Source organism: Leclercia sp. Marseille-Q4284 (assembly GCF_916618945.1).
Taxonomy (GTDB): domain Bacteria; phylum Pseudomonadota; class Gammaproteobacteria; order Enterobacterales; family Enterobacteriaceae; genus Enterobacter; species Enterobacter tamurae.
The window spans coordinates 1,145,784-1,169,137 of record NZ_CAKAKG010000001.1 but is presented as its reverse complement, the minus strand read 5'-3'; the positions used below and the strand labels follow the sequence as shown (position 1 = coordinate 1,169,137).

General features: G+C 53.2%; 25 protein-coding genes and 3 tRNA genes. 11 read left to right on the top strand and 17 right to left on the bottom strand.

Features of this window, described 5'->3' with window-relative positions; genetic code table 11:
* Nucleotides 1–2 precede the first annotated feature (2 nt).
* The 4 genes from LG383_RS05375 to LG383_RS05360 form a co-directional block, all read right to left on the bottom strand.
* On the bottom strand, nt 3–1,574 hold the full coding sequence (locus tag LG383_RS05375; RefSeq protein WP_225758511.1) for a phosphoethanolamine transferase: 1,572 nt from the start codon (nt 1,572–1,574) through the stop codon (nt 3–5).
* A 285-nt stretch (nt 1,575–1,859) separates the two neighbouring features.
* Complete coding sequence (locus LG383_RS05370; protein WP_166182869.1) at nt 1,860–2,141, bottom strand: heavy-metal-associated domain-containing protein; 282 nt, start codon at nt 2,139–2,141, stop codon at nt 1,860–1,862.
* A complete protein-coding gene (locus LG383_RS05365; protein ID WP_225758510.1) occupies nt 2,138–2,494 on the bottom strand; it encodes a mercuric transporter MerT family protein in 357 nt (118 codons plus the stop codon). The genes LG383_RS05370 and LG383_RS05365 overlap by 4 nt, the downstream gene beginning before the upstream one ends.
* Nucleotides 2,472–3,617, bottom strand: a complete 1,146-nt coding sequence (locus tag LG383_RS05360; protein ID WP_225758509.1) for a transglutaminase-like domain-containing protein — start codon at nt 3,615–3,617, stop codon at nt 2,472–2,474. Before LG383_RS05360 ends, LG383_RS05365 begins: the two co-directional genes overlap by 23 nt.
* Nucleotides 3,618–4,022: 405 nt before the next feature.
* Here LG383_RS05360 and LG383_RS05355 point away from each other — a divergent pair, with 405 nt between their 5' ends.
* Genes LG383_RS05355 through LG383_RS05340 form a run of 4 tightly spaced genes read left to right on the top strand, consistent with a single transcriptional unit; the run spans nt 4,023 to nt 8,480 of the window.
* On the top strand, nt 4,023–5,006 hold the full coding sequence (locus tag LG383_RS05355; RefSeq protein WP_106993384.1) for an autoinducer 2 ABC transporter substrate-binding protein: 984 nt from the start codon (nt 4,023–4,025) through the stop codon (nt 5,004–5,006).
* A gap of 57 nt (nt 5,007–5,063) precedes the next feature.
* Entirely contained in the window at nt 5,064–6,545 is a 1,482-nt protein-coding gene (locus LG383_RS05350; RefSeq protein ID WP_225758508.1) for a sugar ABC transporter ATP-binding protein, read from the top strand.
* Entirely contained in the window at nt 6,538–7,518 is a 981-nt protein-coding gene (locus LG383_RS05345; RefSeq protein WP_225758507.1) for an ABC transporter permease, read from the top strand. Before LG383_RS05350 ends, LG383_RS05345 begins: the two co-directional genes overlap by 8 nt.
* Nucleotides 7,515–8,480 carry an ABC transporter permease gene (locus LG383_RS05340; protein ID WP_225758506.1) on the top strand — a complete coding sequence of 322 codons (966 nt, stop codon included), beginning with the start codon at nt 7,515–7,517 and terminating at the stop codon, nt 8,478–8,480. The genes LG383_RS05345 and LG383_RS05340 overlap by 4 nt, the downstream gene beginning before the upstream one ends.
* 135 nt (nt 8,481–8,615) lie before the next feature.
* On the opposite strand, the gene LG383_RS05335 is transcribed toward LG383_RS05340, so the two are convergent.
* The 6 genes from LG383_RS05335 to uvrY all read right to left on the bottom strand — a co-directional run bounded on the left by LG383_RS05335 (nt 8,616) and on the right by uvrY (nt 12,158).
* Nucleotides 8,616–8,702: transfer RNA gene (locus LG383_RS05335), tRNA-Leu, on the bottom strand.
* A gap of 12 nt (nt 8,703–8,714) precedes the next feature.
* Nucleotides 8,715–8,788, bottom strand: a tRNA-Cys gene (locus LG383_RS05330).
* 51 nt (nt 8,789–8,839) lie between these two features.
* Nucleotides 8,840–8,915 (bottom strand) — tRNA-Gly (locus tag LG383_RS05325).
* Between the two features lie 152 nt (nt 8,916–9,067).
* Nucleotides 9,068–9,616: a CDP-diacylglycerol--glycerol-3-phosphate 3-phosphatidyltransferase gene (gene pgsA / locus LG383_RS05320; protein WP_225758505.1), complete on the bottom strand. Its 549-nt coding sequence runs from the start codon at nt 9,614–9,616 to the stop codon at nt 9,068–9,070.
* A gap of 56 nt (nt 9,617–9,672) precedes the next feature.
* The gene (gene uvrC, locus LG383_RS05315) at nt 9,673–11,505 is read right to left on the bottom strand and encodes an excinuclease ABC subunit UvrC (RefSeq protein ID WP_106993389.1); all 1,833 of its coding nucleotides are present in this window, start codon (nt 11,503–11,505) and stop codon (nt 9,673–9,675) included.
* Nucleotides 11,502–12,158: a UvrY/SirA/GacA family response regulator transcription factor gene (uvrY, locus tag LG383_RS05310; protein WP_106993390.1), complete on the bottom strand. Its 657-nt coding sequence runs from the start codon at nt 12,156–12,158 to the stop codon at nt 11,502–11,504. The genes uvrC and uvrY overlap by 4 nt, the downstream gene beginning before the upstream one ends.
* Before the next feature lie 471 nt (nt 12,159–12,629).
* Here uvrY and LG383_RS05305 point away from each other — a divergent pair, with 471 nt between their 5' ends.
* The gene (locus LG383_RS05305; RefSeq protein ID WP_106993391.1) at nt 12,630–12,854 is read left to right on the top strand and encodes a DUF2594 family protein; all 225 of its coding nucleotides are present in this window, start codon (nt 12,630–12,632) and stop codon (nt 12,852–12,854) included.
* Between the two features lie 66 nt (nt 12,855–12,920).
* Here the strand turns inward: LG383_RS05305 and sdiA are convergent, their stop codons facing one another.
* The 7 genes from sdiA to fliA form a co-directional block, all read right to left on the bottom strand.
* The gene (gene sdiA / locus LG383_RS05300; protein WP_106993392.1) at nt 12,921–13,643 is read right to left on the bottom strand and encodes a transcriptional regulator SdiA; all 723 of its coding nucleotides are present in this window, start codon (nt 13,641–13,643) and stop codon (nt 12,921–12,923) included.
* A gap of 221 nt (nt 13,644–13,864) precedes the next feature.
* Entirely contained in the window at nt 13,865–14,617 is a 753-nt protein-coding gene (tcyN, locus tag LG383_RS05295) for an L-cystine ABC transporter ATP-binding protein TcyN (RefSeq protein WP_106993393.1), read from the bottom strand.
* Nucleotides 14,614–15,282 carry a cystine ABC transporter permease gene (gene tcyL, locus LG383_RS05290; RefSeq protein WP_106993394.1) on the bottom strand — a complete coding sequence of 223 codons (669 nt, stop codon included), beginning with the start codon at nt 15,280–15,282 and terminating at the stop codon, nt 14,614–14,616. The genes tcyN and tcyL overlap by 4 nt, the downstream gene beginning before the upstream one ends.
* A 21-nt stretch (nt 15,283–15,303) precedes the next feature.
* Entirely contained in the window at nt 15,304–16,290 is a 987-nt protein-coding gene (dcyD, locus tag LG383_RS05285) for a D-cysteine desulfhydrase (RefSeq protein WP_225758504.1), read from the bottom strand.
* A 107-nt stretch (nt 16,291–16,397) separates the two neighbouring features.
* Nucleotides 16,398–17,198 (bottom strand): cystine ABC transporter substrate-binding protein, encoded by an 801-nt coding sequence (gene tcyJ / locus LG383_RS05280; RefSeq protein WP_106993396.1) that lies wholly within the window; start codon nt 17,196–17,198, stop codon nt 16,398–16,400.
* 88 nt (nt 17,199–17,286) lie between these two features.
* Nucleotides 17,287–17,838 (bottom strand): flagella biosynthesis regulatory protein FliZ, encoded by a 552-nt coding sequence (fliZ, locus tag LG383_RS05275; protein WP_106993397.1) that lies wholly within the window; start codon nt 17,836–17,838, stop codon nt 17,287–17,289.
* A gap of 55 nt (nt 17,839–17,893) precedes the next feature.
* Nucleotides 17,894–18,613 (bottom strand): RNA polymerase sigma factor FliA, encoded by a 720-nt coding sequence (fliA, locus tag LG383_RS05270; RefSeq protein ID WP_032612078.1) that lies wholly within the window; start codon nt 18,611–18,613, stop codon nt 17,894–17,896.
* A 465-nt stretch (nt 18,614–19,078) separates the two neighbouring features.
* On the opposite strand from fliA, the gene LG383_RS05265 reads away from it, so the two are divergent.
* From LG383_RS05265 to LG383_RS05240, 6 genes are all read left to right on the top strand, one after another.
* Nucleotides 19,079–19,723, top strand: coding sequence for an acetyltransferase (locus LG383_RS05265; RefSeq protein WP_225758503.1), 645 nt, complete (start codon nt 19,079–19,081; stop codon nt 19,721–19,723).
* 104 nt (nt 19,724–19,827) lie between these two features.
* On the top strand, nt 19,828–20,070 hold the full coding sequence (locus tag LG383_RS05260; protein WP_106993398.1) for an acyl carrier protein: 243 nt from the start codon (nt 19,828–19,830) through the stop codon (nt 20,068–20,070).
* Nucleotides 20,071–20,073: 3 nt separating this feature from the next.
* On the top strand, nt 20,074–20,817 hold the full coding sequence (locus tag LG383_RS05255; RefSeq protein ID WP_225758502.1) for an SDR family NAD(P)-dependent oxidoreductase: 744 nt from the start codon (nt 20,074–20,076) through the stop codon (nt 20,815–20,817).
* A gap of 11 nt (nt 20,818–20,828) precedes the next feature.
* Complete coding sequence (locus tag LG383_RS05250; protein WP_225758501.1) at nt 20,829–21,572, top strand: SDR family NAD(P)-dependent oxidoreductase; 744 nt, start codon at nt 20,829–20,831, stop codon at nt 21,570–21,572.
* Nucleotides 21,569–22,396 carry a transketolase gene (locus tag LG383_RS05245; RefSeq protein WP_225758500.1) on the top strand — a complete coding sequence of 276 codons (828 nt, stop codon included), beginning with the start codon at nt 21,569–21,571 and terminating at the stop codon, nt 22,394–22,396. The genes LG383_RS05250 and LG383_RS05245 overlap by 4 nt, the downstream gene beginning before the upstream one ends.
* Complete coding sequence (locus LG383_RS05240) at nt 22,390–23,352, top strand: transketolase family protein (protein ID WP_225758499.1); 963 nt, start codon at nt 22,390–22,392, stop codon at nt 23,350–23,352. The genes LG383_RS05245 and LG383_RS05240 overlap by 7 nt, the downstream gene beginning before the upstream one ends.
* The last annotated feature ends 2 nt before the right edge of the window (nt 23,353–23,354 follow it).

Sequence of the window (23,354 nt, the reverse complement as noted above, 5' to 3'; positions counted from 1 at the left end):
GATCAGTGGAGATCGTCAGGAAGCTGCGCATAATCCACTTTTTGCAGCTTAAAGTTCATCACCCAGGGCGTGCCGGCATCCTGCTCCGAGACAAAGGGGTATTTCGGGGTTATCTCTTTCGCCTCGATCCCGGTCCAGACCGAGAAGAAATCGAGAAAATCGTTGGCAGAACGCCGGGCTTTAATCAGGCGATGTGCTTTATCGTCGCTGGACATGATCATAAAGGGCACCTGATAGTTTTGCTGGAAGGCATCGCCATGGGCCATATATTGTCCGCCGGTCAGACGGGCTTTATAGGTCAGCCCGTGATCAGAGAAATAGACCATCGAGAAGCTGTCGCCGCTGTTTTGCAGCTGCTCATAAAGCTTTTTTAACAGGGTATCGGTCTGGGTGATGCTGTAGATGTAGCAGGAGGTCTCTTTCGACTGCACAAACTCGAGGTATTTCCCCTGGGTGCGCTCGCAGGCCTGCGGGTGTGAGCCCATCAGATGCAGGACGATCAGCCGCGGCTCGGTACGCGGGGCGGACAATACCTGCTGCGTCATCTGCAGCAGGGCTTCATCCCGCGGGTTATTTTCATCTTCGTAATAGCCTTTACGCAGAAACTGTACTTCATCCGCGCGCTTCGCAATGCTGGCGATGGCGGTATCGTACTCGCCAATTTGCCCCTGATTAGAGAACCACCAGGTGCGGAACCCGGCGCGGTTCGCCAGGGTGACAACGTTATTCTGGTACTCCGGGCTCCCTCCGCTCACCCGGCTCAGGGAGTGGCCCAGCGAAGTTTGGGTGGAGGCGCTGGCGGAGATGAAATCCGTGAATAACGTGCCATTAACAGCGCTGGCAAAGGGCGTGTTATTCCACTGGCCGCCAAAGGCACCCAGGGCATCCCGCCGTGCGCTTTCGCCGATCACCATCACGTAATTGTGGTAGCGGGGCTTCACCGCCAGCACGGTCCAGTTGTCCTTCATCTTCGCCAACTCCAGCATATGGGCCTTTTCCTGCACCACTTCCTGGTTGTTGATCACTACATCCTTCACGAAGCGGAACACCGGATAACCCACATCCAGCAGGGTGAAGTTTCCCCAGTAGACGAGGTTTTTCGCCGGGGTCATAAAGAAACAGGCCACGCTGAAGGCCAGACACAACATATCCAGGCGGCGCCAGGGCTGTTTTGGCCCAATTTTACGCGCCAGCGCCACCCCGCCTAACGCCAGAATGACTACAGAGACCAGATAGCTGTGCCACGGGAATATGGTGAGGATCTCGACGGATTCATTGACGTTGGTGGCGTGGAGCGCCAGCAGGGTATTGAAATTCGGTGCGCCATAGGCCTGTTGAAAGGGGTAGTACATGGCCGCCAGCAGGCTGCAGAGGAGAATGACCCCTTTCTGCACCCGAGGGGCAAACCGCCAGAGGACAAACAAGACGCAGCAAAATGCCACCGAGTAGAGCAGGCTAAATGAATATCCAAACGAGTAATTAATCAGCACCGACTGGAGAAAATAAAACGCTGCCCACGGATTAAGGGTAATATCGCGCATCCAGAGGGTATATTTACTCGCTGTTATATTCATATTGACCTTAATCCACAATAAGCCGCAATAAAATGCGGACACCAAGGATCAACAAACCGCCGGGGACGGCGATATAGGGATAAAAATGGAGCGTTTTATGGAGAAACTAATCCAAAGATAGAGCGCGCAGGCGGGAAGGTCAACGCTGTGTAACCAGATATTACGCAAACGGAAGCAATATCATCATAATTTATTAATAATTGCGTGGTAGCACGTCTTTCCCAAAATTTGAGAAAGACGTGAATACGATAATAATAATTACGCCATCAGGCATTATTATTATATTTACGGTTTTTCAATACGGTTCACGGTTGCCGTATAGCCTGTTTTCGCCACCGCCTCTAATAACGTCCCGGTCGGGAAACCTTCCGGAACGATGACGTCGGTTTGGCGCGTCTTCAACGACGCTTTCGCTTTCACCACCCCTTCCGTTTCACGCAGGGCCTGGTTAACCGAAATCACGCACAGCGAGCAGGTCATGCCCTGCACATCCAGCACCACTTTTTCGTTTGCAGCCTGCGCGCACAGGGGCAGCAACAGACTCGCGGTTATCAGCAGTCGTTTCATTCCATCACCTCATAATACCAGGCTACCACCGTGGGGTAGAACAGCACCAGCAACAGCACCGGCAGCGAGAGCCAGAACAGCAGACGCATCTGCCCCAGCGTCATCCGCCCGGTACACCACGGCCGCGTTGAAAAATAGAGCCGCCAGAATACCCGCAGCATCAGCCCTGCCGAGAGCAGGATCATCGGCACCCGCAGGAATTCGAGCTGGCTAAGCCCGGCAAAACCGGCAGCCGATATACCAAACAGCAAATAGAGCAGCGGTCCGACGCAGCACAGCCCGGCGGTGACGGCCGCCGCAGCCGCCGTCAGCAGGGTCAGCCCCGCCCCTTTAGCGTTGTTCTGTTGAGACATAGTGGTAGGTAAACACCTTTGGATCGTAAAAATTGAGCGGGTCGCCGTCCACTTCGGCATAGGGGTAGCCAAAGTTATTTACTGCCCCCTGCTCCGTCGCCGGATAGAGTTCAAAATCGCGCCCGTAGTTGAAGCCCACCCAGTTCATCTCCCAGTTGCCGAACAGGTAAGCATTTACCGCCTGCACATCGGGATCCTGATGGGCTTTTTTCTCCGCCAGACGCATTTTAGTGACGTCAGCCGGATCGCACGGCAGCCAGCCATATCCCGCCAGATAGAATTCTGCCCGGCAGTGCTGTCCGCCGCTGACGTCGGACACGCCCGCGCTGTCGGCCTTGCCGAAGGCGCTTTTCGAGTAGCGTTCCAGCTTGTTGGCCTTGCCCAGACGGATGCCGAACAGCTCCCGCGCCGGGATACCACTGGCGCGCGCCAGGGCGACAAACACCGAGCTGATGTCGGTGCATTTGCCGCTGAGCTTGCCGCTTTGCAGAATAGTTGCCACATCGCCGGTGCCACAGCCAATCACGTCGTTATCACGCTCCATATGACTGCTGACCCACTCGTAGATCAGGCGCGCTTTTTTCAGCGGATCGGTTTCGCCGGCCGTGATTTTTTGCGCCGTTTCGCGCACCAGGCCATCAACCGGAGTATGCGTCGTTGGCAGCAGGTACGGCTTCACCGCCAGCGGGTAGACAATCTGCTCCGGCGCCTGCCAGTTTTTCAGGGCGTCCTGCTTCAGCGGTTCCCAGTCTGCCGTTTCGATCTCCAGATCGAGCTGCAGGAGTAGATCGCCTTCTGATTTCGGCCAGGTCGCAAACAGCGTTTTCGCGCCGTAGGTATTATTGGTGGTGATGTAGGCCTGCTGATAGTTGCCGCTGAACGACAGGTCGGTCATCTGCTGAAAGGCGGTATCCACCGGCAGTGGGATCCAGAGTTTGACCACCCCGCTGGAGCCCTGGGGCGGTGCCAGCTTATAGGTTTGCGATAAGACGAAACGGCGGCGCATCACCGGCGCGGCGAGCGGCGCGCTGCTATGCACCACCGTCTGGCTGGCGACGGCCGGGCCTACTAAGCCTGCGGCAGAAAGAAGTACGCTGTTTTTAAGAAATTGTCGACGCTGCATGGCTACCTGTCCCTTGAAAATGAATGTTCATCACAGCAGACAGGAGCTGGCGCGGAGTGATAGAGATGATTCATCAATAACAGACCTGTTAACTGTGAATGAAAAAATAAGCGCCATTATTAGGCGGTATTCTGGCGGGGTTGTACAGGCGTGATGGTAAAAAATCGAGAATAACCGCAACATTTGCAGGGATGGGAGAAAGCACTGGCTAAATAGTGTGCGCCCTGCTCCCCCTCACCCCATCCCTCTCCCTGAATGGAGAGGGGGCCGATCGTGCGCTTATTTAATTTAGCGCCTCATAGGGTGAATCATTATTCTCGCCTAATATTAAATTGAACACCGCTTTATAAAACAACACATCCAGATTTTTACTTTACTTTTTTTACCACCCTACAGAGGTATGAGATGAGTAAAATGTGCTTAACAAAATTATTGTCTGCGAGCTTGCTCGGGTTGATGGTTTTCTCGACCTCTGCAATGGCGAAAGAAATTGAAGTGGTCAATATTTCCAAGATAGATGGCATGCCCTGGTTTAATCGCATGGGGGAAGGCGTAACGAAAGCGGGCAGCGATCTCGGGATAAAAGCGTCTCAGGTGGGACCGTCCAGCACCGATGCCCCGCAGCAGGTCAAAATCATTGAGGATTTAATCGCTAAAAAAGTCTCCGCCATCGGCATTGTCCCCAATGACGCCGACGTTCTTGAGCCGGTATTCAAAAAGGCGCGTGAAGCGGGCATCGTGGTATTAACCAATGAATCCCCGGGGCAGCCCAGCGCTAACTGGGATGTGGAAATTATTGATAACCAGAAATTTGCCGCCGACAACGTGGAAGAGATGGCGAAAGCCATGGGCGGAAAAGGCGGTTATGTCATTTATGTCGGCAGCCTGACCGTGCCGCAGCATAATTTGTGGGCGGATTTGTTCGTGAAATACCAGAAAGAGCACTACCCGGATATGCACGAAGTCACCAACCGGATGCCGGTGGCAGAGAATATCGACGACGCCCGCCGTACCACCATCGATCTGATGAAAGCCCATCCTGACATGAAAGGGATTGTCTCGTTTGGCTCTCAGGGCCCGATCGGTGCAGGCCGCGCGGTGAAAGAGAAACGGGCGAAAGGCAAAGTGTTTGTCTACGGCATGATGATCCCATCCCAGGCCGCCTCGCTGATCAAAAGCGGTGATATTGCCATGGGCATCACCTACGATCCGGCTTCTGCGGGTTATGCCATCACCGCCATTGCCGACAAGGTGCTGAAAGGCGAAGAGATCACCCAGGGCCTGGAGATCCCTAATCTCGGTAAAGCTGATGTGGATAGCGAAAAACGCATCATCAAATTCCACAAAGTCCTGCGCGTCACCAAAGAGAATATCGATAGCCTGTATTGATCCGTTGAACCCGCACGCCCTGTCAGGGCGTGCGGCATGCGCCCCTGAGAGGTAGACATGGAGCCCTTTATTTCACTGGGTAAGATCAGCAAGACCTTCTACGGTGTGAAAGCGCTGGATAACATCAACCTGACGCTGTTTCCCGGAGAAGTTCACTGTCTGGCCGGGCAGAACGGCTGCGGCAAATCGACGCTGATTAAAATTATCTCCGGCGTCTACAAACCCGATCCCGGATTTGAGATCGCCATTGCCGGCAAACCATACGCCCATCTATCCCCTATTGACTCCGTTAAAGCCGGGATTCAGGTTATCTATCAGGATCTCTCTTTATTTCCCAATTTGACTGTTGCGGAAAACATCGGTATCCACCAGCACCACCACAATCTGCTGGTCAACAAGCGGGAGATCCGCCGCATCGCCGAGCTGACGATGAAGAGTATCGATGCAAGGCTGGATCTGGATGCCAGCGTCGACTCTCTGCCCATCGCCCAACGTCAGATCGTCGCCATCTGTCGGGCGCTGGCCCAGGAAGCCAGGCTGATCATTATGGATGAGCCCACCGCCTCGCTGACCATGCAGGAGGTGAAGGGGCTGCTGCGGGTAATCGGCGATCTCAAGAAGAGAGATATCTGCGTGGTGTTTGTCAGCCATCGGCTGGATGAGGTGCTGGAGATCTCCGACCGGATCACCGTTCTGAAAAACGGCAGCCTGGTCGGCACTTATCCCGCCATCGATATCAATAATAAAAAACTCGCCTTCCTGATGACCGGGAAGGAGTTCTCTTATGCGGTCCTGCCGCCGATTGAGAAGATTGGCGAGGTGGCGCTAACGGTAAAAAACCTGACTAAACATCAGCAGTATCAAGACATCTCCTTCCGGATCCATCAGGGGGAGATCCTGGCCATTACCGGGCTGCTGGGCGCCGGGCGCACGGAGCTGTGCCTGAGCCTGTTCGGGCTGACAAAGCCGGATTCCGGCGAGATAGTGCTGGAGGGTAAGACGGTGCAGTTCGCCAGCAACCGGGATGCGGTGAAAGCCGGGATAGGCTACGTCTCTGAAGATCGGATGAGCACCGGTCTGGTGATGGATCAGTCGATTAACGACAACATTATCTCGACCGTGCTGCAGCGGCTGAAAACCCCCTTCCACCTGCTGGACTGGGCAAAATCGGACCGCATCGTCACGGATCTTATCGAGCAACTGAGCATTAAGATTGGCAGCGTACACCTGCCGGTGAATACCCTCTCCGGCGGCAACGCCCAGCGCGTGGCAATTGCCAAATGGCTGGCCATCAACCCCAAAGTGCTGATCCTCGACTCCCCCACCGTCGGGGTCGACATTGCCAATAAAGCGGGGATCTACCAGATCATCTCCGCCCTGTCGCGCAAGGGGATCGCAGTGCTGATGATCACCGATGAGATCGACGAGGCGTACTTTAACAGCCACCGGATTTTAGTCATGCGCAAGGGGGCGATCGTCGCGGAAATCTTCCCGGAAAAAACCACCGAGGCCGCGCTGGCAGAGGTCGTCAATGGTTAATAAAATTGGGGTGAAAACTCACGAGCTGTTCCTCGGCCTGACCATAATCGTGATTGGCGGCTATCTGTCGTTTGCCAGCGCCGACTTTATGACGCTGGGCAATATCTACGACCTGATCAACAACTACGCCATGTTAACCATCCTGGCCTGCGGTCTGTTCATCGTCCTGATCTCCGGCGGGATCGATATCTCCTTCCCGGCGATGACCATCATCTCCCAGTACGTGATGGTCACCCTGATTCAGGGCACCAGCGGCAACTTTGCCCTCGCGTTTGCGCTGTCCGGCGGGCTGGGTTTACTCCTCGGCCTGGTCAACGCCACGCTGGTTAACCGGCTTAAGGTTCCCTCGATCATCATTACCATTTCCACCCTGAATATTTTTTACGGCCTGCTGCTGTACCTGACCAAAGGGGTGTGGCTCTACAGCTATCCGGAGTGGTTTGAACAGGGGGTGATGCTGTTTAAATTCACCGCCGCCGATGGCTACGACTATGGCTTGAGCCTGCCGATCCTCACCCTGCTGGTAGTGGTGGCGTTAACCGGTTTTATCATGAATAAAACCAGCATCGGCCGGATGATTTACGCCATGGGTGGCAACCGCGAGGCAGCCTCCCGGATGGGATTCGGCGTCTTTAAAATGCAGCTGTTTGTCTACGGCTATATGGGGCTGATGTCCGGCGTCGCTGGTGTGGTGCAATCCGCGACCGTATTAACCGTCGCCCCTGACTCCCTGCTCGGCTATGAGCTGACGGTGCTCGCGGCGGTCGTGTTGGGCGGAACCAGCATCGTCGGCGGGCGCGGCACCTTACTCGGCACCCTGCTGGGGGTCATTTTACTGGCCGTGATCCAAAACGGTCTCAATCTTTTAGGGATCTCCTCTTACTGGCATACGGTCGTTACCGGTGTGGTGATTGTCACCAGCATCAGCATGACGGCCTGGAGTCAGCGCAAAGGTCAGGGAGCATTAGCATGAGCGCCAGAAAAACCCAGGATCGCGTTGAGATTTACCTCAGTCTGTTAATCGCCATCGTCGTGATCGCGTTTAGCTTCCTCATCCCCTCTGTCTTCTGGTCTTCAGCTAACTTCCAGTCCATCGCCTCGCAGATGCCGATCCTCGGTGTGCTGGCGTTAGCCATGGCGGTGACCATTCTTACCGGGGGGATAAACCTTTCTATCATTGCCACCATGAATGCCTGCGGGCTGGTAATGGCCTGGGTCGCCACGCACTATCCCCCAACCCTCAGCAGCATGCTGCTGGTGCTGGCTGCCGGATTAGCCATGGCGATAGTGATAGGTTCGGTGATTGGATTTTTAATTGCCGTGGTGCGAGTCTCGCCGATTTTAGCCACGCTCGGGATCATGACCCTGCTGAAGGGGATCAATATTCTGATCTCCAAAGGCTCGTCTATCTCGAACTTACCGGATTACGTGCTGGTCATCAACAGTACTAACATCCTTGGCATTCCGCTACCACTACTGGTGTTCCTGGTGGTGGTGGCGGTGCTATGGGTGATCCTCGAAAAATCCGCCTTCGGGCGCACCCTCTACCTGATTGGCTCCAATGAACAGGCGACCCACTATTCCGGGATCAACACCCGTAAAACCCTTATCTGGGTTTATATACTTTCATCGGTACTGTGCGTGATTGCTGCCCTACTGATGATGTCCAAGCTGAACTCGGCCAAAGCTTCTTATGGTGAGTCTTATCTGCTGGTGTCTATTCTGGCGGCGGTGCTGGGCGGGGTAAATCCTGACGGCGGCTTTGGCAAAGTCTTTGGCATGGTGATGGCGCTGATCCTGCTGCAGATGCTGGAGAGCGGGCTGAACATCCTGGGAGTGAGCAGCTATATCACCATGGCCCTGTGGGGCGGCCTGCTGCTGGCGTTTATTTTCCTGAAAGGGGCTAACCTCTCGCACCTGTTCAGCAGGTCCTGATGATTAGCGGAGACCGTCGGAAGGCGGTCAATAATCACGACATAAAGTGAGGAAAGCAGATTTCAGGCACAAAAAAACCACCTTTCGGTGGTTTCACGACACTGCTTATTGCTTTGATTATTCTTCTTTTTCCCATGGTAGCCGGAGTGGGACTTGAACCCACACAGCGCGAACGCCGAGGGATTTTAAATCCCTTGTGTCTACCGATTCCACCATCCGGCCTCGGGAAGAAAGTGGAGGCGCGTTCCGGAGTCGAACCGGACTAGACGGATTTGCAATCCGCTACATAACCGCTTTGCTAACGCGCCTTAAATCTTTTGTCTTTCGACTGACACCCGCAAATGCGACTGTCTTAAATTTGGAGCGGGAAACGAGACTCGAACTCGCGACCCCGACCTTGGCAAGGTCGTGCTCTACCAACTGAGCTATTCCCGCAATCATCAAGTCATTATGCTAATCACTTGATTTTGTTATCGACTAACGAACCGTGCCGTCGTTCGATGCGTTGCATTCTACTTACCTGACGTTTTGAGTCAACGTTATTTTTCGCTACTCTGAATCGTTTGCTGAAAATTACGTCGAAACGATCACTGATCAAGCAAATCGCCGCGTGCAGCGTTCAAATATTGCAACATTGACCACAGCGTCAGCACAGCTGATACCATAAACAGAGCGATGCCGGCCCACTCAACCCACTCGTTTGGACGCCACAACATCCACACCAGCGCCGCCATTTGGGAAGTGGTTTTCACCTTCCCTATCCAGGAAACCGCCACACTGCTGCGTTTACCCAGTTCGGCCATCCACTCACGCAGGGCCGAGATAATAATCTCACGGGCGATCATGGTCGCGGCAGGCAGCGTCACCCACCAGGTGTGGTAATGCTCCACCACCAGCACCATGGCGATGGCAACCATCACCTTGTCCGCGACCGGGTCGAGGAAGGCGCCGAAACGGGTGCTCTGGTTCCAGCGACGCGCCAGATAGCCATCAAACCAGTCGGTGACTGCCGCAATGAAAAAGATCAATGCACAGGCGAAAGGTGCCCAGACGAAGGGCAGATAAAACGCCAGTACAAAGAAAGGGATAAGGACGACGCGGAAAAGCGTTAACAACGTAGGGATGTTTAATCGCATAGTGACGGTAACTGTTTGTTGTCAGTAATTATTAGCCCTATGTTGCTACAGAGCCCTCAATGTTTCAACGAGTAGTAGATCTTTTCTGCCAGCCCTTGCGAAATACCCGGCACCTTTGCAATTTCCTCCACGCTGGCGTTGAGTAATCCTTGCAAACCGCCCATGTATTTCAGCAGCATCTGGCGACGCTTTGGCCCGACCCCTTCGATCGTTTCCAGCGTACTGGTGTTTTTCACTTTCGCGCGTTTTTTACGGTGGCCGCCAATCGCGTGATCGTGCGACTCATCGCGAATATGCTGGATAACATGCAGCGCAGGTGCATCCGGCGGCAGGCTAAAGCCCTCCCCTTCCGGCTCCAGGAACAGGGTTTCCAGCCCGGCTTTACGGTCGGTACCTTTTGCCACGCCCAGTAACAGCGGATGATGCTTATCCCAGGGAACGTCCAGTTCGGCGAATACTGATTTAGCCTGGCCGAGCTGCCCTTTCCCCCCATCTATGATAATGACGTCCGGGATCTTGCTCTCTTCAATGGCTTTACCATAGCGACGGCGTAATACCTGGTTCATGGCGGCATAGTCATCGCCAGGGGTGATGCCGGTGATATTGTAGCGGCGATATTCCGCGCGCACCGGCCCGTTGGCATCGAACACCACGCAGGAGGCCACGGTCTGCTCCCCCATCGTGTGGCTGATGTCGAAACACTCCATCCGTTTCACTTCCGGCAGCTGCAGTGTTGTCGCCAGCGCGGCAAGACGCTGATGAATGGTCGACTGCTGCGACAGTTTAGTGCTCAGGGCCGTTGCCGCATTGGTGCGCGCCAGCTTCAGGTAGCGGGCACGATCGCCGCGCGGTTTGGTCTGGACATTCACCTTACGCCCCGCCAGTTCCGACAGCGAATCGGCCAGCAGCGTCTTATCACTCAGATTAAAATCGAGCAAAATTTCCGACGGCAGGGTGCGCATCTGGCTACCCTGGAGATAGAACTGGCCGACAAAGGTTTCCACCACTTCACCCAGCTCGGTGCCGCCCGGCACTTTCGGGAAGTAGCTGCGGCTTCCCAGCACCTTGCCCTGGCGGATAAAGAGCACATGGACGCAGGCCATGCCTGCATCAAACGACACGCCAATCACGTCCAGGTCATCACCATTGTTGGAGACAAACTGTTTTTCCGTGACCCGACGCACGGCCTGAATCTGATCGCGGATCCGCGCCGCCTCTTCAAAGTTCAGCGCCTGGCTGGCCTTCTCCATACGAGCAATCAGCTGGGTCAGGACCTGATCGTCTTTCCCGGCGAGGAACAGGCGCACATAGTCCACCTGCTGCGCATACTCCTCTTCGCTGACCAGCCCTTCCACGCAGGGCCCGAGGCAGCGACCAATCTGATACTGCAGACAGGGGCGGGAGCGGTTGCGATAGACGCTGTTTTCGCACTGGCGAATCGGGAAAATCTTTTGCAGCAGGGCCAGGGTCTCCCGCACGGCATAACCGTTAGGGAATGGGCCGAAGTATTCGCCTTTCGCATGTTTGGCGCCACGATGGGTCGCCAGACGCGGATGAGTATCGCTGCTGAGAAAAATAAACGGATAGGATTTGTCATCGCGCAGCAGCACGTTGTAACGCGGCTGATAGAGCTTGATGTAGTTATGTTCCAGCAACAGCGCTTCGGTCTCTGTGTGGGTCACAGTGACATCGATCTGCTGGATCTGGGCGACCAGCGCCTCTGTTTTGCGGGAAGCAAGATTGCTGCGGAAATAGCTGGAAAGTCGCTTTTTGAGATCTTTCGCTTTTCCGACGTAGATAACCGTCCCGCCGGCGTCATACATCCGGTAGACGCCTGGCTGGCTGGTAACGGTTTTCAGGAAAGCACTGGATTCAAACACATCACTCACTGACTAATTAGGGTCTCGGCATTGCACAGACCATGACGGATGGCCAGGTGAGTGAGTTCAACGTCGCCATGGATGTTCAGTTTACTGAACATACGATAGCGGTAGCTATTCACCGTTTTCGGGCTGAGATTAAGCTGCTCGGAGATCTCATTCACCTTTTGGCCTTTGGTAATCATCAGCATAATCTGCAATTCGCGCTCAGACAAACTTGCAAAGGGTGATTCGGTCTTTTCTGGCTCAATCTGGCTGAGGGCCATCTGCTGCGCAATATCGGATGCGATATAGCGCTGCCCGGAAAACACGGATCGGATCGCATTAACCATCTCCTGAGGGGCTGCGCCTTTGCTTAAATAACCGGCTGCGCCCGCCTGCATTACTTTTGCAGGAAGGGGATTTTCAGTATGAACCGTCAGCATAATGACTTTGGTATCAACCCAGGTACGCGCGATTTTACGCGTCGCTTCCAGGCCGCCAATCCCAGGCATGTTCATGTCCATCAGGACAACATCAGCGGTATTTGACCGGCACCATTTCACGGCATCTTCACCGCAGCAGGCCTCACCAGCCACTTTAATACCTTTAATATCTTCAAGAATGCGTCGTATCCCTGCGCGCACCAGTTCGTGGTCATCAACAAGAAGGACGTTGATCAAAGGAAATTCTCCAGAATAGGGATAACGGCTACAGACAGTTAATTCGGCATATATTAACGGTTTTTATCCGAAACTGAAAACGTTAAAAAATGCATATCGCCGATATTGCTCCCTTTTTTGGAAATTAACTTGTACATCAACTGGAAACTAAAGGCTTGTGCAATGCGGCTTCGGTCACTTTTTGCAGGCGGATGTTTTCAAAAACTTACAAAGTTTACTGCGCATATAATGCTATTAAAATACACCTTTAAAATTTGTAACAATAATTAACCTCTTGCCTACCTTCTACAAACAATTAACCCACACTAAAGTCTTAGAAAAATCAGAGTTAATGTTTGTTCAATTGAATAAACTAAACGCGAGAAAGTACAAAAAACAAGCACTGCGTTTTTCCTGACGGCTTGTGATATACTCCGCCGCCTTAACTTTGATCTATGCGCAAAAGCGCTGTTTTTATCATGAGGAAAATAAATGAGCACACCTGATTTCGCCACTGCGGAGAATAATCAAGAACTGGCACAGGAAGTCTCCTGCCTGAAATCCCTGCTGACTCTGATGCTGCAGGCGATGGGCCAGGCGGACGCTGGCCGTGTGATCATTAAGATGGAACGCCAGATTGCTGAGATGGAAGACCAGGCTCAGGCCGCGGTATTTTCCGGCACCGTTAAGCAGATCAAACAAGCTTACCGTCAATAAAACAAAAACGGCTGAACGCAATGCATTCAGCCGTTTACTCGCCTGCCACGCAGAACAGAAGTGTAGTCAGATAATCCCCGTCGCTGCCGCATAGCATGCAATCTGCGTCTTGTTCGGCGCATTGAATTTCTTCTGCATATTTTTCTGATGGAAGTTAACCGTATTTTCAGAAATAGAAAGAATGATCGCTATTTCTGCAGAGGTCTTCCCTTCCGCTGTCCATTTAAGAATCTCTTTCTCGCGCTTGCTGAATTTCATCTCAGGTGGCATCACCATTTCATGTTGCAGCCGTAGCAGCGTGGTCAACGCCAGTTGCACCAGAATTTGCAGACGTAATTCAACCACTTCATTCGCCAGGATATTCACTGGCAGACTGGTGCTGGAGACCGAAAGGAAGCCCATCGCATGATTAGGTAGCATCAGGCATTGCGTGATCCCTTTACGTAGCCCGTGGTCGCGTGCACCGTCCCATAAGGGTTGCGCTTCAGCGAATAACGCATCATTCCAGGGTAAATGCCCGTGAACGAAATTCTCCGGTTTGAGCACCGGATCGATGACGAAATAATTTTCTGCCTGATACTGGGCCATCCACTGGTGCGGATAGGTGGAATGTACCGAGACTTTAGGCCGCGTGAAAGGCACCGGATGACGAACGCAGAGGGAGAAGAAATCATAGCCCAGGTTCTGTGTTTGTCGCTGAAGTTCGGGATATACCTCGTCGGCAGAAGTCATCTCCTGAAAACGTAGGAAGCAGTCCCGCCGCCATGTGAAAAAATCTAAATCCTTCATACTGACTGAATTAAGCCCCTGTAAAAGATAATCATTATTATGGATTCTTAAACTAACACATAAATCTTATTTATATGTATAAAATATCGTCTCAAGGATAATTATCTACACATTTTATGTACTTAGGGCGGTAATAACCGGATAAAATCAGGGGAGCATTCATATACGGGGTGAATATATCGCTCCGGTGAATATTTCCGGAGCAATTAAGAACAAATATGCTATTGCATCAGGAATTTTTCGAGGAATTGCCGGGTACGGGGCTGCTGAGGGTCGGCAAAGAGTGATTTTGCCGGACCCTGCTCCACAATGCGGCCCTGATCCATAAAAATAGCCCGGTCCGCCACATCGCGGGCAAAGCTCATTTCATGGGTGACAATCACCAGGGTGCGTTTTTCCTGCGCCAGCTGACGAATGGTGTTCAGCACCTCCCCCACCAGCTCTGGATCCAGTGCCGACGTCGGCTCATCAAACAGAATAACGTCAGGACGCATCGCCAGCGCACGGGCAATGGCCACACGCTGCTGCTGCCCGCCGGAGAGACGACGCGGATAGCTGGTCTCCTTGCCGGAAAGCCCCACCTTCGCCAGCAGCTCACGGGCGCGGGCAGTAGCTTCATCTTTCGGTTCGCCTTTAACGATCACCGGCCCTTCAATGATGTTTTCCAGCACCGTGCGATGGGGAAACAGATTAAAGCTCTGGAAGACAAAGCCGACATGCTGACGCAGACGGCGAATCAAACTCTTTTGCTGGCTCAGGGACTTGCCGGTATCAATGGTGATCTCACCCACGCGGATAGTTCCGCCTTCCGGATGTTCCAGCAGGTTAATACTGCGCAGCAGCGTGGTTTTACCGGAACCGCTCGGCCCGATGATGGCCACCACTTCGCCCTCCTGCACTTCCAGGTCGATGCCGTGCAGCACCGTCTGGCCATGAAACTTCTTCACCAGGTTTTTAACGTCGATAGCACTCATTTCGGATCACGCTCCTGGCGATTAAGCTGGTTTTCAAAATAGTTCTGCAGCGCCGACAGCACCGTCGCCATCACCCAGTAGATCAGCGAGGCGGCCAGATACATGGTGAAGACCTCCAGCGTGCGCGAGGTAATCAGCTGCGCCTGGCGGAACAGCTCCGGTACCTGAATGGTAGCCGCCAGCGAGGTGTCTTTCACCAGGCTAATAAAGCTGTTGCTCAGCGGCGGCAAGGCTACCCGTGCGGCCTGGGGCAGAATGGCCCGGCGCAGGGTTTGCCACGGGGTCATACCGATACTGGCGGCGGCTTCCCACTGCCCTTTTTCAATGGAGGAGATCGCTGCACGCAGGGTTTCCGAAGTATAAGCCGCAGTGTTAAGCGACAGGCCGATCATCGCCGCCGGGATCGGGTCGAGCTCGATACCAAATTGCGGCAGGCCGTAATAGATCATAAACAGCTGGGCAATCAGCGGCGTACCGCGAAACACGGAGATATAAAAACGTGCCAGCCAGCGCACCGGCAGCAGCGTTGACATGCGCATCAGAGCCAGGATAAAGCCCAGCACCAGACCAAAGAACATGCCGCCAATACTCAGTTGCAGCGTAAACACCGCACCTTTCAGCAGGTAAGGCAGCGAATCCATCACCAGTTGAATACTTTCTTGCATTATGATTTTTCTGCCTGTGATTTAGACGTGAGGATGGTAGGCAAAGAGAGCCGGTGCCCCGCCAGTATGAATAAACAGGATCGGCCCTTCATCTTTGAAGCGCTTCTGGCTGATGCCGTCGATAAGGCCCGCCATCGCTTTCCCGGTATAGACCGGGTCCAGCAGGATACCTTCCAGACGCGCCAGCAGTTTCACCGCCTCGGTGCCTTCCTCATTTGGGGTACCGTAGCCCGGCGCGAAGTAGTCATCCCACAGGATGATATCGGCACTGGCGCTCACTTCCAGCTGCTGGGCCACAGCCTGTTGCAGGGTAACCACCTTCGGTTTTTGCTCGGCAACGCTGCGCGAGACGGTGACGCCAATCAGCTCGACGTCCGGCATTAACTGCTCCAGCCCGACCGTCAGTCCGGCATGGGTGCCGGCGCTACCGGAAGCCACCACCACCGAGGAGATGTCCGCCGCCCCTTCACACTGCTGGGCGATCTCCAGCGCGCTTTCAACGTACCCCAGGGCACCCAGCGCGTTCGAGCCGCCCACCGGGATCACATAAGGACGGAAGCCCTGAGCTTCGACGCGGGTGGCCAGCTCATGCAGCTGCGCCACAGGGTCGATCAGCGCATCACACATTTCTATCTGCACATTGAACAGGTCCAGCAGCAGACGGTTGCCGTTGCTGAGGTAGTTTTCTGCCTGGGTGCCAATCGGGTTTTCCAGCAAGGCGATGCAGTGCAGGCCCAGCTTTGCCGCCACGGCCGCGGTCTGGCGCACGTGGTTGGACTGGATCGCCCCTGCGGTAATCAGCGTGTCGGCCCCTTCGCGCAGGGCATCTGCCGCAAGGAACTCCAGCTTGCGCAGTTTATTGCCACCCATCGCCATGGGCGTCACGTCATCACGTTTGATGAGGATGTCGCGCCCGAGGTAGTCCGATAAGCGCGGCAAATACTCCAGTGGCGTCGGGGCGCCAATAAATTCGAGGCGCGGAAAACGCGTTAGATTCTGTAATGACATGAAAACCTCCGTAACCCTGTCTAAGTCTCTCTTTTTTTATTATGCACGTTGCTGGCGAGGAAATAAAAAAGGCGCTTTGATAAGCGCCTTTTTTTGCATTCAACTGCTTACTTTGTGACGTCTGCCCCGAACCATTTCTCGGAGAGCGCCTTCAGGGTGCCGTCTTTCTGCATCTCGGCAATTGCCCCGTCGACCGCTTTCACCAGATCGTCGTTGTCTTTGCGGATCGCCACGCCAGCTTCCTGACGGGAGAAGGCATCACCGGCCACAGCCAGGGTGTCTTTGGTTTTCTTGACCAGATCCAGCGCCGCCAGACGGTCAACCAGAATGGCATCGATACGGCCTACGCGCAGATCCTGGTATTTAGTCGGGTCATCATCATAGGTACGAATATCGACGCCCTGCACGTTCTGACGCAGCCACTCTTCGTAGTTGGTCCCCAGACCAACACCGACTTTTTTGCCTTTCAGATCGGCGGCAGATTTAATCGAGCCTTCGTTGCCTTTCTTCACCAGCGCCTGGATACCGGAGACGGTATACGGGGTGGAGAAGTCATATTTTTTCTTACGTTCGTCAGAGATGGTGACCTGGTTAATCACCACATCAATACGTTTGGAGTCCAGCGAGGCCAGCATGCCGTCCCATTTGGTCGGCTTCAGCGACGCTTTCACGCCGAGGTGTTTCGCCAGCTCTTCAGCGAACTCCACTTCAAAACCGGTCAGTTTACCGTCGTCACCCTGATAGCTGAACGGAGGATAGGTGCCTTCCAGCCCAACCAGCAGCGTGCCGCGCTCTTTTACTTTATTTAACAGACCTTCTGCCGCGAACGTTTTCACGCTCATACCGGCAACCAGCGCAACGGCCATTACACCCATCAGCGCCTGACGACCCAGAAGTGCAAATTTCATACTTACCCCGATATCATTGGAATTTTGAGTGTAGTGTAGGGCGTTCGGCCGCAAGGTCAAACACGACTGCGCTACATGTTATTCATTTTTAATATATATCAGAAGTTGTTTCGCGGTGGACTTTCTGCTTCGGCGACACCGGCATTTGCGTTTTAAATTGTGCGTACTTGCGCAGCGCAATCCGGTAGTTATTGGTGCTGGTTGCAGGCAGCCATGGCTCCAGATTTTCATCCAGATAGCCGTTGGTCAGTAAGTCACGGGAGATACGCTGCGTGGTCAGATGCTGGCCCAGGCGACGCAGACGCACGACATATTCGCGCACCGTGCCATGGCTCATCTCTGTTTGCTCAAACAGGAATTGCTTGAAGCCGATGATATCGAAAAAGTCGCTCTGCTCCTTGCAGTGCAGATCGCCACAAAAACGACATAACGCCACCCACTCCTTCTGCTCTTCCAGCCACCCGGCTTCATCCAGCAAAGTATCGAGGCGGGAAATCGCAATTTTATTGACGATTTCGCCGCGACGAACCAGCGTGATGCGATCGAGCAGCTTATGGCAATGGGCGCAATGCGTCTGGCTGTGTTTAAAGTCTTTCAGGTAGCGGCTTAATGGCCGTCTTTTAGATTGCTGCACCGTCATGATAACTCCTGGTTGTCAATACGTTGTGCGGCACTTAACGGGTGATAAGGATCACCTATAACTTACCCAGCTTGGTACGTAAGCGTTTAATGGCCTGGCTGTGCAGCTGGCTAACCCGCGACTCCCCTACTTCCAGTACAGCGCCAATCTCCTTGAGATTGAGCTCCTCCTGGTAATAGAGGGTCAACACCAGCTGCTCGCGTTCCGGTAAAGCTTCAATAGCTTCCATCACGCGCTGGCGTACATTGCCTTCCATTAACTGGTGCAATGGGTTTTCCTGCTGATGATCGTCCGTCACCAGTTCGATGCTATCGCCATGCTCTTCGCGCCACTCATCATAAGAGAAGAGTTGGCTATTATTGGTATCGAGCAACATCTGGCGATAGTCAGCTGTGGAGATCCCCAGACGCTCCGAAACTTCGGTTTCCGTCGCGTTACGTCCGAGCTCTTGCTCCAGCTGCCCCATTGCTTGCGCTACTTCGCGTGCATTGCGTCGGACGCTGCGCGGCACCCAATCCCGGCTGCGCAGTTCGTCCAGCATCGCACCACGAATACGCTGTACTGCGTAAGTCGTAAATGCCGTTCCTTGCAGAGCGTCGTACCGGTCAACTGCATTCAATAACCCGATACCGCCCGCTTGTAGCAGATCGTCCAGTTCCACACTCGCCGGTAGCCGCACCTGAAGCCGCAATGCTTCATGTCGCACCAGCGGAACATAACGCTGCCACAGCGAGTGTTTATCCATTACACCTTCAGCGGTATAGAGTGAATTCACGATAAACAGCCCTGCGTTAGTTGAGTTATCGGCATGATTATCCGTTTCTGCAGGGTTTTTAATCGTGTGAAAAGGGGGGGAAATGGGGGGTTATTTAGAGTAATAACGCGATGAACCGACACGAAATGATTGTTATAAGTGAAAATTGTTATTTTTTTTCAGGATCAATTTTGCAGCAAATTGTCCTTTGTGCAGAAATTTCTCCGGATAAACAAGGCGGTTTAACCCAGCCCCATTTTAATTAAACTATTACGAACCTGCGGCGATGTCACGTTTATTGGCGATAAAACCCCCTCTTTTCCAATCCGCTAATTAACGAGAAAAAATGACGGCTATTCCCTCCCTGACAGAGCTGGCTACTGGTTTATATTGGGTCCTAAGTATCAATTCATTTCATGCATCCTGGCAGTAATAGAGCAAGGTTGCGGCGAGACTCTGGTCAGCCATGTGAACGTTGGGGATAAGATGAAGCTGGCAATTTATGGCGCAGGTGGCCTGGGCAGAGAAGTTCTTGAACTCGCACAGGAGATAAACGCTGCAGAATCGCGCTGGGATGCATTATGTTTGATCGATGATAATCCCAGGTTTGAGCAATTAAGCGGCTATCCGGTCGTTCCCCTGAACATGCTTAAGCCAGAAGAGTATGAAATCGTTATCGCTGTTGGCGAACCTTCACTACGTCGCAAACTGGCACAAAAGATCGGTGATGGTGGCTTCAGACTTACCACACTTGTTCATCCTGATGCCCGCATAAGCGCGTCCTGCACTCTCGGAGAAGGATGCGTGGTTTGCTATGGCGCATTTATCTCTTGTGACACAGTAATTGGCCGCAATGTACACCTCCAGCCAAACGCCAGCCTGGGGCACGACTGTCATATAGGGCAAGACTCTATTATTTCGTCTTATGCCAATCTCGCTGGCAAATGCCTCGTCGGCGAACGCGTCTTTATAGGGATGAATGCCGTTATCCGTGAAACCACATCCATTGGCGATGATTCCATTGTCAGTATGGGGGCTGCCGTTTTTAACGACATTGCCCCAGCGATGATCGTGATGGGTAATCCGGCGCGGGCAATTCGGCCAAATATGGAAAAAAAAGTATTCAGGTAGACCGTATTTTACGACGCTAAAAATAGCGTTCGGTTTTGTTCATAAATACGTTACCAAACGAATGTTAAGTTAATGAGATTTCCTCGCTACTCTGGAGAAAAATGATGTCAAATTTGGAAACTTACAACCGTATCTTCACTGAAACCTTTGAGGTATCAGAAGATATTTTAGCGGGCTATAAATATCAGGATACACCTTCCTGGGATTCCGTAGGTCATATGACAATGATCGCATCACTTGAAGATGCATTCGACATCATGATGGACACCGATGACATTATTGAATTTGAGTCATGGGAAAAAGGTAAAGAAATCCTGAAAAAATACGATGTAGAAATTCAGGATTAAGTGATGATGCTTCACGCAAAAACGGCTGTTATCACGGGTTGTCTGCAGGGTATCGGGAAGGCTACGCTGGAAACGTTTGCCCGGTCCGGTGCTACTGTATTTGCTTGCTGCCAGTCGCACGATCCCACCTTTTCTGACTTTATCACTGAAATTAGCGAGAAATATCAGGCGGAAATTATTCCGATATATTTCGATTTGCAGGATAACGATGCAATAAAACAGGCGGCAATGACTATTCAGAAGACCAAAAAAAAGGTCGATATTCTGGTCAATGTAGCTGGCGCTAATTTTGATGCCAATTTTCAGATGGTAACGCTCGATCAGTTGCAAAAAACGTTCACCATCAATTTCTTCGCGCAAATCGCTTTCACGCAGTACATCGCCCGCATCATGCTGCGCCAGAAAAGTGGCAGCATTATTAATATTTCCAGTATTTCTGCCCTTGACGGAAATCCGGGCCAACTTGCCTATGCCAGCGCAAAAGCGGCGTGGATTGCAGCCACCAAAACAATGTCCGCTGAGCTGGGACCACAGGGCGTGCGTGTCAACGCTATCGCACCGGGCGTTATTAGCACAGCAATGACAGCCGCACTATCAGAAGAGGTGATGGCACGACAAATGGCGCGTTGCGAATTAAAACGCCCGGGTCTGCCAGAAGAAGTGGCAAACACGTTGTTGTGGCTGGCGTCCGATGCCTCCAGTTACACCACCGGACAGGTTATCCGCATCGATGGCGGAATGGGTTGAGGTAAGCAGAAATGTTGATGCAGGGTAAGACCGTTTTAATTACTGGCTGCCGCCGCGGCATGGGTCTCGCTATGGTCGAAGTGTTTGCCGCCAATGGCGCTAACATTTACGCCCATGCGCGTGAAGCTGATGAGGAATTCATCGAGCAAATGGCAGCCATCGCCGACCGTCATCAGGTTGCGATCTGGCCCGTCTGTTTTGATATGACGGATTATGCCGCAATGAAGCTGGCGATAAAAAGAATCATGTCTGACAAGCGCCAGCTGGATGCCGTTATCAACAACGCAGGGATTACTTTAAACAGCCTGTTTCAGATGACCAGCGAAGCGCAGTTACGCGCGCAGTTTGAGGTGAACTTCTTCTCGGTTTATCTTTTCAGCCAGTACATTGCCAAATTAATGGTTCGCAACCAGGGCGGCAGTATTATTAATATTGCCTCCACCGCGGGTGAAGATGGTAATCCAGGCAAATCAGCCTACGGCGCATCAAAAGCAGCGCTCATCGCGATGACCAAGTCCATTGCGGCAGAGCTGGGTGAAAAAGGCATACGCGCCAACTGTATCGCCCCGGGTATTACCGACACTGATATGCTCCTGACGATGCCGGAACAGGTCGTGGAAGAGGCGAAAAATAGCGCCGATCTGCGTCGAGCTGGCACGCCTGCAGAAATTGCAGAAGCGGCATTATTCCTTGCAAGCGATCTCTCATCCTACATAACCGGGCAGACGATCCGCGTTGATGGCGGTTTGAAATGACGCCTAAGCTCTCAGAGACAGAAAACGCGGCACGTCGCATTCGGCAGCAGATTGTGAGCGTCGCCCATCATGCCCCAAGCGATGGCGTACATATCTCACCTGCTCTGTCGATGGTGGATATACTCAGCGTGCTTTACGGCGTTGTAATGCGTTATGACGCGAAAGATATTACCAGCGCCCACCGCGACGTCTTTATTCTGAGTAAAGGTCATGCCGCGCTGGGGCTTTACGCTACCCTGTGCGAATTTGGCATTATGACCCTTGAGCAGCTGAATACCTTCGAGCTGAACGGGTCTGTTCTGCAAGTCCATCCCACTAAACATCCTGAATACGGCATTGATTTTTCTGGCGGTAGTCTGGCTCAGGGGCTTTCGTTTGCTACCGGGCTGGCGCTGGGCCGGCGCCTTAAGGGAGAAACCTGGCATACCTATGCGCTGGTGGGCGATGGTGAGTGCAATGAAGGTGCGATATGGGAATGCGCCTTTATGGCGGCGCATCATAACGTGGACAACCTGACACTGATTGTCGACCGTAATGGTTTGCAATCTGACGGTCACACGGCAGATGTGATGCGCATGGATCTTGAAGCGCTGTGGCGTGCCTGCCACTGGGAAACTATCGTTTGTGACGGACACGATCTGCAGGCGCTGACGAAGGCTTTCGCGATGCCACACAACGGCAAACCGAAGGTCATCATTGCCGACACCGTGAAAGGCAAAGGCGTTTCCATGATGGAAAATAACAAAGAGTTCCACCGTAATCGTATTTCTGCACAGCAGCTTAGCGATGCGCTCGCTGAACTCAACGGGGGCACATCATGCTAGAGTTCAAACCTGCGACTATCCGTTCATGGTCAATGCTCGGTTCACGCGGTACATTCGGTATGACGTTGCTGGAGCTGGCACGTGAGCACGAAAATATCGTCGCGCTTTCCGGCGATCTGTGTAAATCCTCCGGTCTTGACCGCTTTAGCACCACCTGGCCTGCGCGTTTCTTTAACGCCGGGATCGCCGAGCAGAACATGGTTGGTGTGGCTGCCGGACTGGCAGCCAGCGGCTTTGTCCCCTTTGTGACCTCGTTCCCCAACTTCCTGACCCTGCGTGCAGCCGAACAGGTGCGCTTAAACCTGGGTTATATGCAGGAAAACGTGAAACTGGTCGGTCTGGCTTCAGGGCTGGCGACAGGGATGTTCGGCGCAACCCATCACGGTATCGAAGAACTGGCGATGCTGCGTTCCGTTTCCAACATCACTATTTTCTCTCCGGCTGATTGTACGGCAACAGTGAAAATGACCCAGGCCGCCTTTGAACATGCAGGACCGGTTTACCTGCGACTGACGGGTGGAATGCGTGCGCCAATTGTCTATAAAGAGGACTTCGAACTGGTGCCAGGTAAAGCCAATACGCTGCGTGACGGAGAGGATATCGCCATCATCGCCACCGGCAGTATGGTCCACACCTCTCTTACCGCTGCCGGACATCTGGCGGACCAGGGCGTGCACGCGACGGTGATTGACATGCATACAATCAAACCCCTCGACGTCACGACGCTTAAAGAACATCTGGGTAAAAAACTGCTGGTTACGGTGGAAGAACACAGCGTGACGGGGGGGCTCGGTAGCGCAGTCGCAGAATTTCTTGCCGGGGAAGAACGTCGGCCGAAACTGATGATCGCCGGTATTCCTCAGGGCTATCCACATGCAGGCGACTATGCGTGGATGCTTGAACAAAGCGGACTCACTGCAGCACAACTGGCCGCCCGTATTCTGGGTGCATTATAAAT